Annotated in this window: 14 protein-coding genes; 7 read left to right on the top strand and 7 right to left on the bottom strand. The window is 59.2% G+C overall.

Translation table 11 applies throughout. From position 1 onward, the window contains the following. The first annotated feature begins 368 nt into the window (after positions 1 to 368). Together ACVWY8_RS10825 and ACVWY8_RS10820 are read left to right on the top strand one after the other, a co-directional pair. Entirely contained in the window at positions 369 to 1,142 is a 774-nt protein-coding gene (locus ACVWY8_RS10825) for a ZIP family metal transporter (protein WP_457394756.1), read from the top strand. Positions 1,143 to 1,184: 42 nt separating this feature from the next. Further along, positions 1,185 to 1,967 carry an alpha/beta hydrolase gene (locus ACVWY8_RS10820; protein ID WP_457387206.1) on the top strand — a complete coding sequence of 261 codons (783 nt, stop codon included), beginning with the start codon at positions 1,185 to 1,187 and terminating at the stop codon, positions 1,965 to 1,967. Here ACVWY8_RS10820 and ACVWY8_RS10815 read toward each other — a convergent pair. Then, positions 1,933 to 2,742: a DUF3598 family protein gene (locus tag ACVWY8_RS10815; RefSeq protein WP_457394753.1), complete on the bottom strand. Its 810-nt coding sequence runs from the start codon at positions 2,740 to 2,742 to the stop codon at positions 1,933 to 1,935. The genes ACVWY8_RS10820 and ACVWY8_RS10815 overlap by 35 nt on opposite strands. 52 nt (positions 2,743 to 2,794) lie before the next feature. Here ACVWY8_RS10815 and ACVWY8_RS10810 point away from each other — a divergent pair, with 52 nt between their 5' ends. After that, positions 2,795 to 3,157, top strand: a complete 363-nt coding sequence (locus tag ACVWY8_RS10810; protein WP_414383331.1) for a hypothetical protein — start codon at positions 2,795 to 2,797, stop codon at positions 3,155 to 3,157. Between the two features lie 4 nt (positions 3,158 to 3,161). Next, complete coding sequence (locus tag ACVWY8_RS10805; RefSeq protein ID WP_457394750.1) at positions 3,162 to 3,812, top strand: cadmium resistance transporter; 651 nt, start codon at positions 3,162 to 3,164, stop codon at positions 3,810 to 3,812. Positions 3,813 to 3,861: 49 nt separating this feature from the next. On the opposite strand, the gene ACVWY8_RS10800 is transcribed toward ACVWY8_RS10805, so the two are convergent. The 3 genes from ACVWY8_RS10800 to murC form a co-directional block, all read right to left on the bottom strand. Then, entirely contained in the window at positions 3,862 to 4,128 is a 267-nt protein-coding gene (locus ACVWY8_RS10800) for a hypothetical protein (RefSeq protein ID WP_414418112.1), read from the bottom strand. Positions 4,129 to 4,238: 110 nt separating this feature from the next. Continuing rightward, positions 4,239 to 5,225 (bottom strand): UDP-N-acetylmuramate dehydrogenase, encoded by a 987-nt coding sequence (gene murB, locus ACVWY8_RS10795; protein WP_457387200.1) that lies wholly within the window; start codon positions 5,223 to 5,225, stop codon positions 4,239 to 4,241. Positions 5,226 to 5,286: 61 nt separating this feature from the next. After that, entirely contained in the window at positions 5,287 to 6,762 is a 1,476-nt protein-coding gene (gene murC, locus ACVWY8_RS10790) for a UDP-N-acetylmuramate--L-alanine ligase (RefSeq protein WP_457394747.1), read from the bottom strand. A gap of 294 nt (positions 6,763 to 7,056) precedes the next feature. On the opposite strand from murC, the gene ACVWY8_RS10785 reads away from it, so the two are divergent. From ACVWY8_RS10785 to ACVWY8_RS10775, 3 genes are all read left to right on the top strand, one after another. Further along, a complete protein-coding gene (locus ACVWY8_RS10785) occupies positions 7,057 to 8,208 on the top strand; it encodes an ABC exporter membrane fusion protein (RefSeq protein WP_414329074.1) in 1,152 nt (383 codons plus the stop codon). A 9-nt stretch (positions 8,209 to 8,217) separates the two neighbouring features. Continuing rightward, the gene (gene devC, locus ACVWY8_RS10780; protein WP_414427300.1) at positions 8,218 to 9,402 is read left to right on the top strand and encodes an ABC transporter permease DevC; all 1,185 of its coding nucleotides are present in this window, start codon (positions 8,218 to 8,220) and stop codon (positions 9,400 to 9,402) included. A 225-nt stretch (positions 9,403 to 9,627) separates the two neighbouring features. Next, positions 9,628 to 10,365: a DevA family ABC transporter ATP-binding protein gene (locus tag ACVWY8_RS10775; RefSeq protein ID WP_011433168.1), complete on the top strand. Its 738-nt coding sequence runs from the start codon at positions 9,628 to 9,630 to the stop codon at positions 10,363 to 10,365. Here the strand turns inward: ACVWY8_RS10775 and ACVWY8_RS10770 are convergent. From ACVWY8_RS10770 to ACVWY8_RS10760, 3 genes are all read right to left on the bottom strand, one after another. Then, positions 10,362 to 11,333 (bottom strand): GDP-L-fucose synthase family protein, encoded by a 972-nt coding sequence (locus tag ACVWY8_RS10770; RefSeq protein WP_457394744.1) that lies wholly within the window; start codon positions 11,331 to 11,333, stop codon positions 10,362 to 10,364. The genes ACVWY8_RS10775 and ACVWY8_RS10770 overlap by 4 nt on opposite strands. 97 nt (positions 11,334 to 11,430) lie before the next feature. Further along, a complete protein-coding gene (locus ACVWY8_RS10765) occupies positions 11,431 to 12,615 on the bottom strand; it encodes an NAD(P)/FAD-dependent oxidoreductase (protein WP_457394741.1) in 1,185 nt (394 codons plus the stop codon). Positions 12,616 to 12,982: 367 nt separating this feature from the next. After that, positions 12,983 to 13,777, bottom strand: a complete 795-nt coding sequence (locus ACVWY8_RS10760; RefSeq protein ID WP_457394739.1) for a photosystem II manganese-stabilizing polypeptide — start codon at positions 13,775 to 13,777, stop codon at positions 12,983 to 12,985. Between the last annotated feature and the right edge of the window lie 9 nt (positions 13,778 to 13,786).

Here is a 13,786-nt window from a genome sequence, read left to right as displayed (position 1 = left end):
CTTCTGCCATTTGTTTTCATCTAAAAAAACCAACTTCATCCTCTTTCCTCTATAAATTATTCTCTCTATCCTAACATAAGATCAACACGACCTAGAGTATAGCATAGCCTGGTCAAATTGCTGCTTAGGATGCTTCTGCGCCCACGCAATCTACCACTGTTGGGAATAAACCTTGCCTCAGATGGCAAGCTCCAACTGGGGAATAGCTCCTTCAGACTTGCTCTTAGGTACCTTGCTTGTAAGCACAAAATCTGGCGCTCCAAGCCAACTTTCAGAACCTCGCCTATGCCGCTCGAGCCAGCAATGTTCACACAACGTTGGAAAGGGAGGAGAATTGAGAAGCATTCGGCCTTTGTGGAGAGGGGCTTGTGCATCCAATCGCGATGGGATCCCTGGCCAGCTTGATCGCCGGGTTGGCAACCGGGTTAGGGGCCTTGCCCGCTCTGTTTCTCCCCTCGCTCTCGGAAAGGGCGCAAGGGATCCTGCTGGGGTTTGGGGGTGGGGTGATGTTGGCGGCCACCTCTTTTTCCCTGCTGGTGCCGGGCACCGAGGCAGCCATGGCGCTGGGGTATTCCCCATTTGGGGCGGCTGTGGTGATGGTGGCAGGCCTGTTGTTGGGGGCGATCTTCCTGGAGAGTGCCCACCGCCTCTTTCCTCACGAGCACTTTTTCAAAGGGGTGGAAGGGGAGAACCGCGCCCATTTGAAACGGATTTGGCTGTTCATCATTGCCATCGCCCTGCACAATTTCCCGGAAGGACTGGCGGTGGGAGTGGGTTTCGCTACCGGCCAAGTCGGCGATGGGTTGGCGTTGGCGTTGGGGATCGGCTTGCAGAACATTCCAGAGGGGCTGGTGGTGGCTTTGTCGCTGGCAAGCCAAGGGTATTCGCGGCGGTTTGCTTTTGCCATTGCCCTGGTGACCGGGCTGGTGGAGCCCATCGGCGGCATCCTGGGAGCAACGGTGGTTTCTCTGGCGCAGCCCTTGTTGCCCTGGGGCATGGCTTTTGCGGCAGGGGCGATGTTGTTTGTCATCTCAGATGAGATCATCCCTGAGTCGCACCGGCAGGGGTTGGAGCGGGAGGGCACCTTTGGGGTCATCAGTGGGTTTGTGGTGATGATGTTGCTGGATATCACCTTGGGCTAGCAAGGGATCCCGTCGCGAAGTGGAACGGAGTTTTATTTTTTTATGTTGAGTAACGAACCCTTTTTGTGGCGAGGAGCAGGGGAACACGCCTGTCTGCTGCTACATGGATTGGGGGGCGGTGTTTACGAGTTGCAATGGCTGGCAGAGCGGCTGTTGGCGGCTGGCCTGACGGTGCAGGGATTTAACTATCCTGGCCATGACCGCCCGGCCCATCGCATGCCCCCTTCCCGCTGGACGGAGTGGTACGGGCGGGCTTTGGAGCATTACCTGGCTTTGCGGCAGGAGTACCCGCGCGTTTCCTTGGTGGGCTTTTCCACCGGCTGTCTGCTGGCTTTGCACCTGGCTTTTGCCCATCCTGTTTACAAATTGGTGCTGCTGGCGCCGTTTTTCGCCATTCGCCACCACTGGTACTATCTTTTTCGCCCAGAGCAGTACCTGAACAGCCTGGGGTGGTTGTTGGAGGATGTCCCCCGCTTCCATCTGCCCATTCGGGACGGGGATGTCCGCGCTTTGGCGGAAAAGGTAGCCTATTTTCGCAGCTTCAATCTGTCGGCGGTGCGCAGCGCCCTCGAGCTGATCGAGCGGGTCAAGGGAGAGGTGGCCGGCATCCGGGTTCCCACTCTGATCCTGCAATCTCGCCAAGATACAGTAGTGGATCCTGAACAGGCAGCGTGGCTCTATCAAGAGCTGGGATCCGAGGAGAAGATCTTGCATTGGCTGGAGCACTCCGACCACATCCTCACTTTGGACTGCGAGCGGGAAACGGTGTTTGCCCAGGTTTGCGCCTTCCTCAACCAGGATCCCTCTGCGCCCGGATCAGCGTAACCCCTTGCCAAGCACCGCGGGCATCGTAGTCTCGGCTCAAACGCAAGAGACAATGGCAGTCTTCCGATTGCGGAAACCAGCTCAGGCTCACCGAAAAGCTGCGATCCCGGTGGGCGGTAGGGATGGGCAAGGGATCCGGCCCGCCAATCCACAGCCCCCCAGGCAAGGGATCCCAGTTACTCAACCACTCTGCCCCCGAGGAGTCCACCTCGGTTTCGGCAAACCGGCCCTCGGCAACCGCAAAGCTCTGGGCGATCCCCCGCCATCTCCCCTGGAGGCAGGCTCTCAGCTGCTCTCTGCTCAGGGGTGCACAGTCTGCAACGGGATCCAAAGCTTGGCCGCGCCGCTCCAGGATCGCGGTTACCTCTACCAGACGACCTTGGGCATCCCACTGTTGCACCAGCCGCGCCTTGCGATCCCCCCAGAGAAAGCCCTGCTCGACGGCAAAATCACTAAACGGCGCCAGCTGCAGCCGCCCATTGGAAAAAGATCCATCGGGGAAAAAGCGCAATCCCGGCGAGAAATCCTGGTAGACCCAGCTCTGGGAGCTTTCGGGAGTGGGGGATCCCTGTAGGGGGTAGTAGGCGTTGGTTTGGCGGATCGCGCTCCCTGCCGCCGGACTTCCTGAAGAAGAGGATGGAGCCAAGGCCTCAAAGGTGATGAGGCTGCGCTTTTGGCCCCCCAGCTCCCAGCCGCCGGCGGTGGGTCGATAGTTGGAGAAGAGGCCGTGCCACACTCCCAGGTGGAGAGCCAGACATTGTTTTTGGGTTTTCATGAAGCAATGTGAAGCTAAGATTGTGAGGACGTAACGCTGGAGAGCAAGACCTATGGGGAAGAAGCTCCGAGGTGGCATTTTACTGATTTTGGGGTTTATGCTGTCTCCCCTTTCCTGGTGGAATGACTTGTTTTTCAACCTGCCGATTGCCTACGGGTTTGGCTACCTTTGTAGCCTGTGGCAGCCACAGTGGTTTTTGGGCGGAACCCTCGTGGGGTACTGGCTCTCCAACTTGATAGGCATTCTCATGATGCAGTTTGGCGCTACGGATGTCGTCGAGAAAGGCGAGAAACCCCGCAATATGAAACGCGATCTCTTGATTGGGCTGGCTTCTTCTACCGCCTATACTTCGGCAATTGTTGGGCTGCTTCAGTTTCACCTCGTCGATATCAGCGCCATCTTCCCCATTTCTTAACCCTATGCCGCTGGCAATTTTCTGGGCAACTTTAGTCGAAGGGATCCTCGCTTTTGTTGCCACCCATATCGACGACTTTTTCTTGCTGGTTCTGTTGTTTGCCCAGGCGCAGCTGCAACCCCTGTGGAAGGGCTGGCACATTTGGCTGGGAGGCTACTTGGGCTTGGCAGGGTTGATCCTGCTCAGCTCTCTGGGATACCTGGGGGGCCTGCTGTTGCCGCCACCTGCGATTGGGCTGCTGGGGTTGATCCCGATTGCGGTAGGCGGTTGGAAATTGTGGCAACCTGAGCTGGAAGAAGCCCTGGAAGAAGAGCTGGAAGAACTGCAAGAGCGCCCAACCCAAAAGGCTTGGTCAGTTTTTTTGCCCCCACCAGCCCTGATGTCCATGCTCCTCACCTTTGCCAATGGTGGAGATAATGTCAGCCTGTACGTTCCTTTGTTTGCCGGCAGCACCCCTCCTCAGTTGGCCCTTTTTTCCACGATCTTTTTTCTGATGAAGGGATTGTGGTTTGCAATGGCTCAAAAACTGACAATGCAACCTGAAGTAGCCAAGGTTTTGGCCGAGCGGGGAGAGCGCTGGGTGCCCTGGATTCTCATGGGCTTGGGGGTGTGGATCCTGTTCAAAAATGAGACTTGGAGATGGCTTTTGTCTTAGACTCTGGCCGGGATTTGTTCGTGATAGCGGGACGGGATTCTTTCGAGTTCTAGTCGTTGTGTCGGTCTAGAGAGGGATCCCAGTCCAGATCTTCGTGGCGGTGCTCCCGTTCCCAGCGATGCACCCAGTCCCAAATGCGATAGTGCTGCTCGGCGGTGAGTTGCTTGGGATCTTGGGCCAAAGCGGCAGCCTCTTCCGGGGTGAGCAAAGCAGCCAAGCTGCCGATCTCCACCAAATAGCGGCGTTCTTCCGCAGTGGTGTGGGACTGATTGAGCCGTCGAATTAAACGACGTAAGGTGGCTGCATCTTGACTCATAAGCCGATAGGAAAGAATCGACGAGCATCTAAGCTGGTAAGAACAGTTTAAGAGCAGAATCATCAAAATCACCAAAAGAAAACAGTCCAAATTGTCTGCCCAATGCTCCTCTAATCCTCAAAGGATCCCAGAATGCGCACTTCCGGCTCCAAAAGCACCGACCATTGTTGATAGACCTTTTCCTGGGCCAAGCGAATCAAGCGGTAAATGTCCTTGGCACTCGCCTGATGGCAATTGAGGATGAAGTTGGCATGGCGCTCTGAAATTTGGGCCCCACCCATGCGGTACCCCTTCAAGCCGACCTGCTCGATTAGCCAGCCGGCAGGGTGAGACTCTGGGTTGCGAAAGACGCTGCCACAACTGGGCAAATGGTAGGGTTGAGAGCTCAGGCGTTGGTTGAGGTAGCGCTGGGTTTCCCACTGCACCTGGGACGGATCCCTGCTTGGGATCAACTGCAGCGTCGCTCCTGTCACCGTCCAGGGGGAGTCCTGTAGGCGAGAGCGGCGATAGCCAAATTGCAGATCGGCAGGTTCTAGGCGGCAGGGCTCTTGTTCCTCGTCCAAAATCTGCACTTCCACCAGCACATCCGCCATGGCGCGTCCGTGGGCACCCGCATTCATCACCACGGCTCCCCCCAGGGTGCCCGGGATCCCGATGGCCCACTCCAAACCGCTCCAGCCTTGCTTGGCGGCTGCCCGCGCCAGATTGACCAAAGGCTCTCCGGCAGCGGCCCAAATTCTCCCCCCTTCCAGCAGTTGGATCCCCCGCAGACGGCGGGTACCGATCACCAGCCCCTTCAACCCCGCATCGCTGATGAGCAGATTGCTGCCTGCCCCTAACAGCGTCGTGGGGATCCCTTCTGCTCGCGCCCAAGCCAAACACTGCTGCAGCTCCAGGTGGCTACGGGGCTCACAATACCACTCGGCCTTGCCGCCCACGCGAAAGGTGGTCAGAGGAGCCAACGGGATCCCCGATTGAATTCGTCCAGATAGCAGAGCCGCCGGCCCGCGGGGGAGAAGCCTGTCTTCAGCGGTAAGACTTGCCGCCTCAGACTCACAGGAACCGTCCCGCTGAGGCACCACCGGAGCCGTCGTCATGATTCAATACCTCAGAAGCAGCTATCTTTTCAGCTGAAGTTTGGATTTTTGGCTTTCCTTTTCAGCTGAAGTTTGGATTTTTGGCTTGCCCAGGCTGTTCCCTCACCTGAGCCGCATATGCCCGCATCGTAGCGATTATCTGCTGATTTAGGTCCCCTGCGCCCAAAAAAACGGCGAGATCTCCAGGCTGCAGGACGGACGGCAACACCTCCGGCAATTGCGGCAAAGACGACACATAGCGCACATGGGGATGGTGCTCCGCCACCGCCACGGCCAAGCGCAAGCTGTCGGAACCCTCAGGCGCCGGCTCTCCTGCCCCATACGTGGGCACGATCACCACCACGTCCGCATTCCCAAAGCAGCGGGCAAAATCCTGGAACAAGGCAGCCAAACGGCTGTGGCGATGAGGCTGAAATACCGCCACCACCCGCCGCTGCTGTAGCCGTGCTGCCTGCAGGGTGGCCCGAATCTCGCTGGGATGGTGGGCATAGTCGTCGATAAAGGTGACTCCACCCACTTCCCCCTTGTGCTCAAAGCGGCGATGCGCCCCCCGAAATTGCGCCAAAGCTGAGGCAATCACCGCAAACTCCAAGCCCAACTGTCGCCCAACGGCAACCGCCGCCAGGGCATTGCTGAGGTTGTGGGATCCCAACACCTGTAGGCGAAGCTGTCCGAGGAGGGATCCCTTTTCCCAGATCTCAGCGCAGGTGGAATTGGCAGTGTAGAGGATCTGACGGGCTTGGTACTGGGCTTGGGGATGACCGGTCAGGCTGTAGCCCACATCCACCCTCAGGTGAGCCGCCACGTTGGGACAGTCCAGACAGGCCACCAGGGTTTGGCTTTGCTGCCCATACTGTTGAAAAGCCCGGATCACCTGCCCCAAATCGGCGTAGTGATCGGGGTGATCCAGCTCAATGTTGGTGATCACCCCAATCTTGGGATAGAGCCGCACCAAGGATCCATCCGACTCATCCACCTCGGCCACCCAATACTCCCCCTTACCCAGACGGGCATTGCCATCCCAGGCATCCACTTCCCCGCCGATAATCAAGGTGGGATCCCAGCCCGCCGAGAGCAACACATAGCCGATCATGCTGCTGGTGGTGGTTTTGCCGTGAGTGCCGGCCACCCCAATGCCAGAGCGACGGTTAAACAGAGCCGCCAACAAGTCTGCCCGGTGCCAAACCGTCAATCCCTTGCCCAGGGCAGCAGCCAATTCTGGATTGGTGGGGCGAATGGCGCTGGAATAGACCACCTGGGGATCCCCGACCAACCCCTCCAAGCTGTGGCCCTGAAAGAAGCGCACCCCCAAAGCTTCCAGGCGGCGGGTACGGCCATTGGCGACAATGTCGGATCCGGAAACGCGAAACCCTTGTTTAGCCAGGATATAGGCCAGGGCCGACATCCCCACTCCACCAATGCCCACAAAGTGATAGGTGGAAAGCAAGGGATCTAGGGGATCCAAATGCAGGGGCGGAGGCTGAGACCGAACCGGCAACGGCGGGATGGGATCCCCTCCTCCAACTGTTTCCACCATCGCAACTCCACCCCACTCCTAAAACCGCCACACTCCAAAAAAAGGACTGCGTTCTGCTGACTACAAACAGGTTCGAACAGGCCACATCATATCAGGAATCCCCAGAGCTAGGTAGGCTGCGCCCCACCGGTTGCCGTGATCTACCGGCACCTTGGGGAACCCACAGGGGGTGAAAATACGGTGAAGACAAGCAACATAGAATACGGCTGGACATTTTCATCCCAAAAACTTTACACTTATTTAAGAAAAAGAGGCGGCGTTTGCCGTCTGCAAAGCCACAGCGGGTAAAAGGCCATGAACCCACGAGCGCTTTGGTCGCTGGCAGGAGTCGGGCTGCTCGGTTGTGCCGGTCTGGCATGGCTGGGATTGAGCCAACAGGGAGCCACACAGTCGGTATCGGGAAGTGCAGAGGCAACGGTGGAAATGCGGCTGCCTCCGCAAGTTGGTGCTTTGGGTCGCCTGGAGCCGGAGGGGGAAGTGCTGCGCATTGCCGGTTCCCCCGGAGAACGGCTGGGAGAGCTGCTGGTGGCCGAGGGGGATCGCGTGGTGGCAGGCCAAGTGCTAGCCCGCTTGGAAAGCTACGCCGAGCGGTTGGCGGAGCGAGAGTACGCTGCCGCCCAACTTCAAGAGGCCCGCGCCCGGTTGCAGGCCGAGACCCGTTTCAGTCAGGCCCAAATCCAAGAGGCACGCACCCGCCTCAGCCGTCTGGACGAGCCGCAACAGATGCAAATCCGCTCCCAGGAAGCGGTGGTGGAACGTATCCGGGCAGAACTGGCCGATGCCGAGGCCAATCTGGCCCGCTTTCAGGAGCTCTGGCAGGAAGGAGCAATCTCGCAACAAGAGCTGGATCAACGCCGGCTGCTGGTGCGGCAACGACAGGAGGACTTGCGGGCTGCCGAGGCCACCCTGAGCCAACTGCGCCTGGCCCGTGAGCGGGATCTGCTCAATGCCCAAGCCCAAGTCCAAGCTGCCGAGGCGGGACTGAGTCTGGCCCAAGCCCAAGTCCAACTGGGATCCCTGGCCCGCAATCTGGAACTGGCAGAAGCTCGCCTAGAGCGCACCCTCATCCGCGCTCCCCGTGCTGGACAGGTGCTCAAGATCCACACCCGCCCTGGAGAGGTCATCCCCGCCGGCGAGGGCATTCTCGAGCTGGGCAACACTGACCAAATGATGGTGGTGGCCGAGGTCTACGAAACAGACATCTTGCGGGTTCGGCCAGGCCAGCAGGCCACCATTAGCAACCGCGCTCTGCCAGAAACCCTGCAGGGCCGAGTGGAGCGGGTGGGCCTGCAGATTGGCAAGAAAGATGTGCTCAACACCGACCCAGCTGCCGATGTGGATGCCCGTGTGGTAGAGGTGTATATCCGCCTGGATCCGGAGAGCAGCGCCCGCGTGGCTGGCCTGACCAACCTGCAGGTGAATGTGGCCATCGATGTCGAGGGGTAGGCTCAGCCCATGTACAGCCTGTTCAGTGTGGCTTTTATCGCCCATCGGATCCCGTTGGCCTGGCTGCAGTTGACGCGGGAGAAGATCCGCCTGCTGGTGGCCCTGGCGGGCATTGCCTTTGCTTGCATCTTGATGTTCATGCAGTTGGGCTTCCAAGACAGCCTGCTGGAAAGTGCCATCCGCTTCCACGTGGCCCTGAAGGGAGAGATCTTCCTGGTCAGCCCTCAGTCCAACGCCCTGATTGCCATGAACACCTTCTCCCAGCGGCGACTCTATCAGGCTTTGGGCTTTGAGGGGGTGCGGGCCATCTCGCCTGTCTATGTAGGCTTTGCCCTCTGGAAAAACCCAGAGACCCGCCGTACCCGCAGCATTTTTGTGGTAGGAGTGGATCCCTCGGCTGATCTGTTGGACTTGCCGGAACTGACGCCGGACAAGCTGGAAGAGATCAAAAAGGCGGACGTGGTGCTGTTTGACCGCCGCTCCCGCAGCGAGTTTGGCCCCATCCCAGAGTGGTTTGAGTCCGGGCGAGAGGTGGTTACTGAGGTGGGAAACCGCCGCGTCCAGGTGGGGGGCCTGTTCGAGATGGGGGCCACCTTCGGAGCCGACGGCACCATCCTCACCAGCGACCTCAATTTCCTGCGCATTTTTCCGCAGCGGGGGCGTGGCCTGGTGGATATCGGCGTGGTGCAGCTTCAGCCGGGGGTGGATCCGGATCCCTTGGTGCGGCAGATGCGGGCTTTGCTGCCGGAAGATGTGCGGGTGCTCTCACGGGCGGAGTTTATCGATATGGAGCAAACCTACTGGGAAGAGGGCACAGCCATCGGCTTTATTTTCGGCCTGGGGGTGGGCATGGGCTTTATTGTCGGCATTGTGATTGTCTATCAAATTCTCTACACCGATGTGTCGGATCACCTGGCGGAATATGCCACTCTCAAAGCCATGGGCTATACCGATACCTACCTGCTGGGGGTGGTATTTCAGGAGGCGCTCCTGCTGGCCGGCTTGGGGTACATTCCTGCCTTTGCCCTGTCGGTTTTGCTCTACGATTTGACGGCCAATGCCACGTTGCTGCCTATTGCCATGACCTTCAACCGGGCGATGCTGGTGCTGGGGCTAGCGGTGAGCATGTGTTTCATCTCAGGAGCGATTGCCGTGCGACGGCTGCGGGCAGCCGATCCTGCCGACATTTTCTAGAGTTTTGGCTGTGGGCAGGGCGCCGGGGCGTTGGTAAGTCAATAGTCTGCCAAAGGGGATCGGATGGATGGTGAAGGGTTTGAGCTAGGCTGTCTAAAAACTTCTAGGATCCTCATCAACGCTCTCCGGCCAAAGGTTTCTAAATGGTCTCATCTCAACGCTCCAAATGACGGCCTAAGTGGTCAATGAGTTGTCAACGCAAAGTTTTGAGATTTTGAGTTTCCTATGCTGACTCCTCTTCTCGATCAAGCTGCCCTTGCTTCTGCCCAGAATGCCGTTGAGCCAGTGGTGAAAGCCGAAGGTGTAAACCACTATTTCGGCGAGGGATCCCTGCGCAAGCAGATTCTCTTCGACATTAGCTTTGCCCTGCAGCCAGGGGAGATCGTGCTGCTGACTGGCCCTTCCGGCTCCGGCAAAACCACCCTGCTGACGCTGCTGGGGGCCTTGCGCTCGGTGCAGGAGGGCAGCTTGCGGGTGTTGGGACAGGAGCTGCGGGGAGCTCAGCCGAGCACTCTCATTCAAATCCGCCGCCAGGTCGGGTACATTTTCCAAGCCCATAACCTGCTGCGATCCCTGACGGCAGCCCAAAACGTGCGCATGGCCCTGGAGCTGCACAACGGCCTCTCTCCTCAGGAAGCCCAGCAGCGAGCGGAAGCAATGCTGGCGGCGGTGGGCCTGGGGGATCGCGTCCACTACTACCCGGAACAGCTTTCCGGCGGACAAAAGCAGCGGGTGGCCATTGCCCGCGCCTTGGTTAGCCATCCCAAGCTGGTGCTGGCGGACGAGCCCACGGCAGCCCTAGATAGTAAGTCGGGCCGCGAGGTGGTGACCCTGATGGAGAAGTTGGCGCGGGAGCAGGGTTGCACCATCCTGATGGTGACCCACGACAACCGCATCCTGGACATTGCAGATCGGGTGCTGCACATGGAAGATGGCCGGCTGGAGAGCCAAGCCGTTGCCTAGCTTTGCCCAGCACAGGCGTGGCAGCGGTACCAGTCGATGGTGCGCTGCAGCCCTTCCCGCAAGCCGACTTTGGCCACAAAACCCATCCTCTCTCGGGCCTTGGAGACATCCAGACAGCGGCGGGGTTGGCCATTGGGCTTGTCCGTTTGCCAGCGGATCTCTCCCCGGAACTCCATCAGCTCGCAGATGAGGGCAATCAGATCCCGGATGGAGATCTCTTCACCGGTGCCCAGGTTCAAGGGATCCGCCCCGTCGTAAAGCTGGGTGGCCATGACAATGCCGCGGGCCGCATCTTCAGCGTAGAAAAACTCGCGGGTGGGGCTGCCATCCCCCCACACTTCGACGTAGTTTTGGCCCCGTTGCTGCGCTTCGTGCACTTTGCGGATCAAGGCTGGGATGACGTGGGAGCTTTCGGGGTCGAAGTTGTCCATGGGGCCGTAGAGGTTCACCGGCAGGAGGTAGATGCCGTTGAAGCCGTACTGCTGCCGGTAGGCCTGCAGCTGCACCAGCAGGGCTTTCTTGGCGATGCCGTAGGGGGCGTTGGTCTCCTCTGGGTAGCCGTTCCAGAGATCCTCTTCCTTGAAGGGAACGGGGGTGAACTTGGGATAGGCGCAGATGGTGCCCACGCAGACAAACTTCTCCACCCCGGCCAGGTAGGCGGCGTGGATGAGCTGGGATCCCATGATGAGGTTGTCGTAGAAGAGTTCTGCCGGCTTGGCTTGGTTGAGGCCGATGCCACCCACGTGGGCGGCCAAATGGATGACGATATCTTGCCCTTGCACCACCTCTTGGCAGACTTCCCAACGGCGCAGATCCTGGGTGCGGGAGCGCGGGATGCGCACCTGCTCCGGCTTTACCCCCAGCACCTGCAACTGTTGCAGCACATGTTTGCCCAAAAAGCCGCTGCCCCCTGTGAGCAAAATGCGCTTCTGGCTGAGATCGACGGAGCTGGGCAAGCTGTTGGGCATAGATCCGACGCAGAGAACTTCCGGCTTTCATTATGCTGCAGACGGGATAGCCGTATTCCAGACTTGTTGGCGATGGTCATCGAGAATAGGCAAGGCATCAACTCCAAACCTGGGCAAACCGCGCCGGCGACAGAGCAGGGATCCATTCATCCGCTTGTCCATAGGCTTGTTGGGCGAAGCGACGGGCCAAAGCGGGCAGGATGGGCAGGGGATTGCTGAAGCCGGAAAACAGTTGTAAGCCTTCCCAGCCGGGCAGGGATCCCACCAGAGGCTGGTGATCAGCGCTGAAGGCCACCAAGCAGTGATACCACCGTCCAGGCAGGTGGGCCAACTTGGGCAGGTAGCGACCGGCTTGTGCCCGGATCTGGGCTTCGCTGGCGGCTGCATCCACCTCGGCATGGGGATCCGTCAATACCCGGCTGATCTGGCCCATGCGAATGCTGCCATCTACAAATTGCAGGATCCCGGCATCCAGAATCGGCGGGCAAAGCTCGTGCCCTGGCTCGTCCCAAAGGGGATCCCGATCGGGATGGGCGGCTTGTCGTTCCAGTTCCAAGCGTTGCACGGGCACGCTCATCACCAACGCTTTCAATTGCAAATCCGAGGGCTCCAGCTCCAGGGATTCGGCATGGGTGTAGTAGATGGGCACCCGGATTCCCGCTTGGCGCAACAGAGCCCGTGTCCAGCCGCCGGCGCACACCACCACCTGGCCTGCTCCGTAGCAGTCGGCTCCGGACTCTACGCCCGTGATGCGCGCTCCCTGCCGCCGCAGGGCCGTTGCTGTTGCGATCAAGAGGGATCCCCCCAATCGTTGAAAGGCTTTTTGAAAGGCCAGCGCCGTCAACAAGGGGTTGATGTGGCCATGCCGAGCCCAGAGGACTACTTCCAGAGCGGCCGGATCCAGCAGCGGCTCCAGCTCGCAGGCTGCCGCCACCGAAATCCGCCGGGGTGGGATGCGACAGTCGGCCAGATCCGCCTCAACGGCCTCTGCATCGTAGCCGGGGGCAATGGGCATGAGCAGATCCAGCTCGCGAAATTGAATATCTGCCTCCAGCTCTTCTGACAGGGTGCGGTAGCGTTGGATCCCTTCTTCCCCCAGAGCTTTGAGCAGCGGCGTTTTGCCCGCCCAATGGGCCAAGCCCCCGTAGCTGTAGCGGGTTGCTCCGTTCAGCACTCCATCTTTCTCCATCAGCAGAACGGATCCCCCCTGGCGGGCCAGTTCATAGCTTAGGGCTGCCCCGGTAATCCCACCGCCGATCAGAATCCAGTCGTAGTTGGCCATCACTTCCCTCTTTGCCCTGAACCTCATCTTGCGGCAAAGAGGCTCAGTTTGGGGTAGCGAGCGCAGCAGAACTCGGATCCGCACTGGTGGCGGTACTGGCTGAAGCGGAACTCACAAAGGGCTTCCTTGAGTCCAGATTGAGAGTCCCCTTGGGTCCAGAGTCAACATAAAAGGCAGGTTAGTGGCATCGGCCATCTGCAAATGAACCTGTGGCGGCATCTGGCCCAGACTTTATCGCTGCACACTTCCCCAACAGGCAAAAGGGGCCAACCTGGACAGAGAACATAGCCAACAGAAACGGGCGGAGATCTCCGGGATCCCTGCCCATCCTGGTTTGAGGCGGGTTATTCTCTGCCCTCAGGCGCTTTCAAGACTCTCCCGCCAGGCGGGCGTAAAACAGGCCTTGAATGCGAACAGTGTGGGGTTCCATCGCCCCTTGCTCGGTGCTGGAAGGCTGAATGCTAACAAAGGATCCCGCCATTTCGCCAGTGCTGGCATCCACGCGAGCAATCCGCAGGGACATTTTCCCCTGGGAAACCTCGTCCACCTTGCGGTTGGTGGCAAAATCATCTTTGGCAGCCTGTAGACCTACCGCAGTGTCGTAGCCGGTGTTGGATCCCCGCCCGCGCGGGTCGAGGAAGGTGCTGCTGTGATAGCCGGGCACCAAGAACTCCCCTTCAAAATCGGTCGAAGGGTCAATAGCGGAGCCCTGGGCAGTGGCGACCAAGTCTTTCACGCTAAACAGAAACGGCACCAGCTCGCGGCGGGGCATTTGGCCGGTGGTCGGCTGAGAGGTGATCCCATCCACCACTTTGAGCTCCAGCGCACCGTCTTTGGGAGTCACCTCAGCTTTAATCGGCCCCAGAGTGGCCGCTGAGATCATGATGTTTTTGGCCTTGATGAACTCTTTCTCGCCGTTCCGCTTTTCCTCTTCCACCTCAATTTGCACCGGCTGGAAGCAGACATCCGTCAGCTTCAGGGATCCCCCCCTAGGCACTTCGATACGGCCCCGGGCATTGTCCGAGACCGAAGGGCAAATGGCGGCCTTGCCGGTGTTGCGGATCTGGTCATAGGTCAGCGGCGCCTTGGCAGCCTTAGCCGGAACAGCAAAGACGCTCAAACAAAGCGCCAACAGGATGGCGAGCAGTGGACGGTACCGCATAATCAACCT

Source organism: Thermostichus sp. OS-CIW-32 (assembly GCF_054060415.1).
Note: the sequence above shows the minus strand (reverse complement) of the source record. Positions and strands in the feature narration are given on the sequence as shown.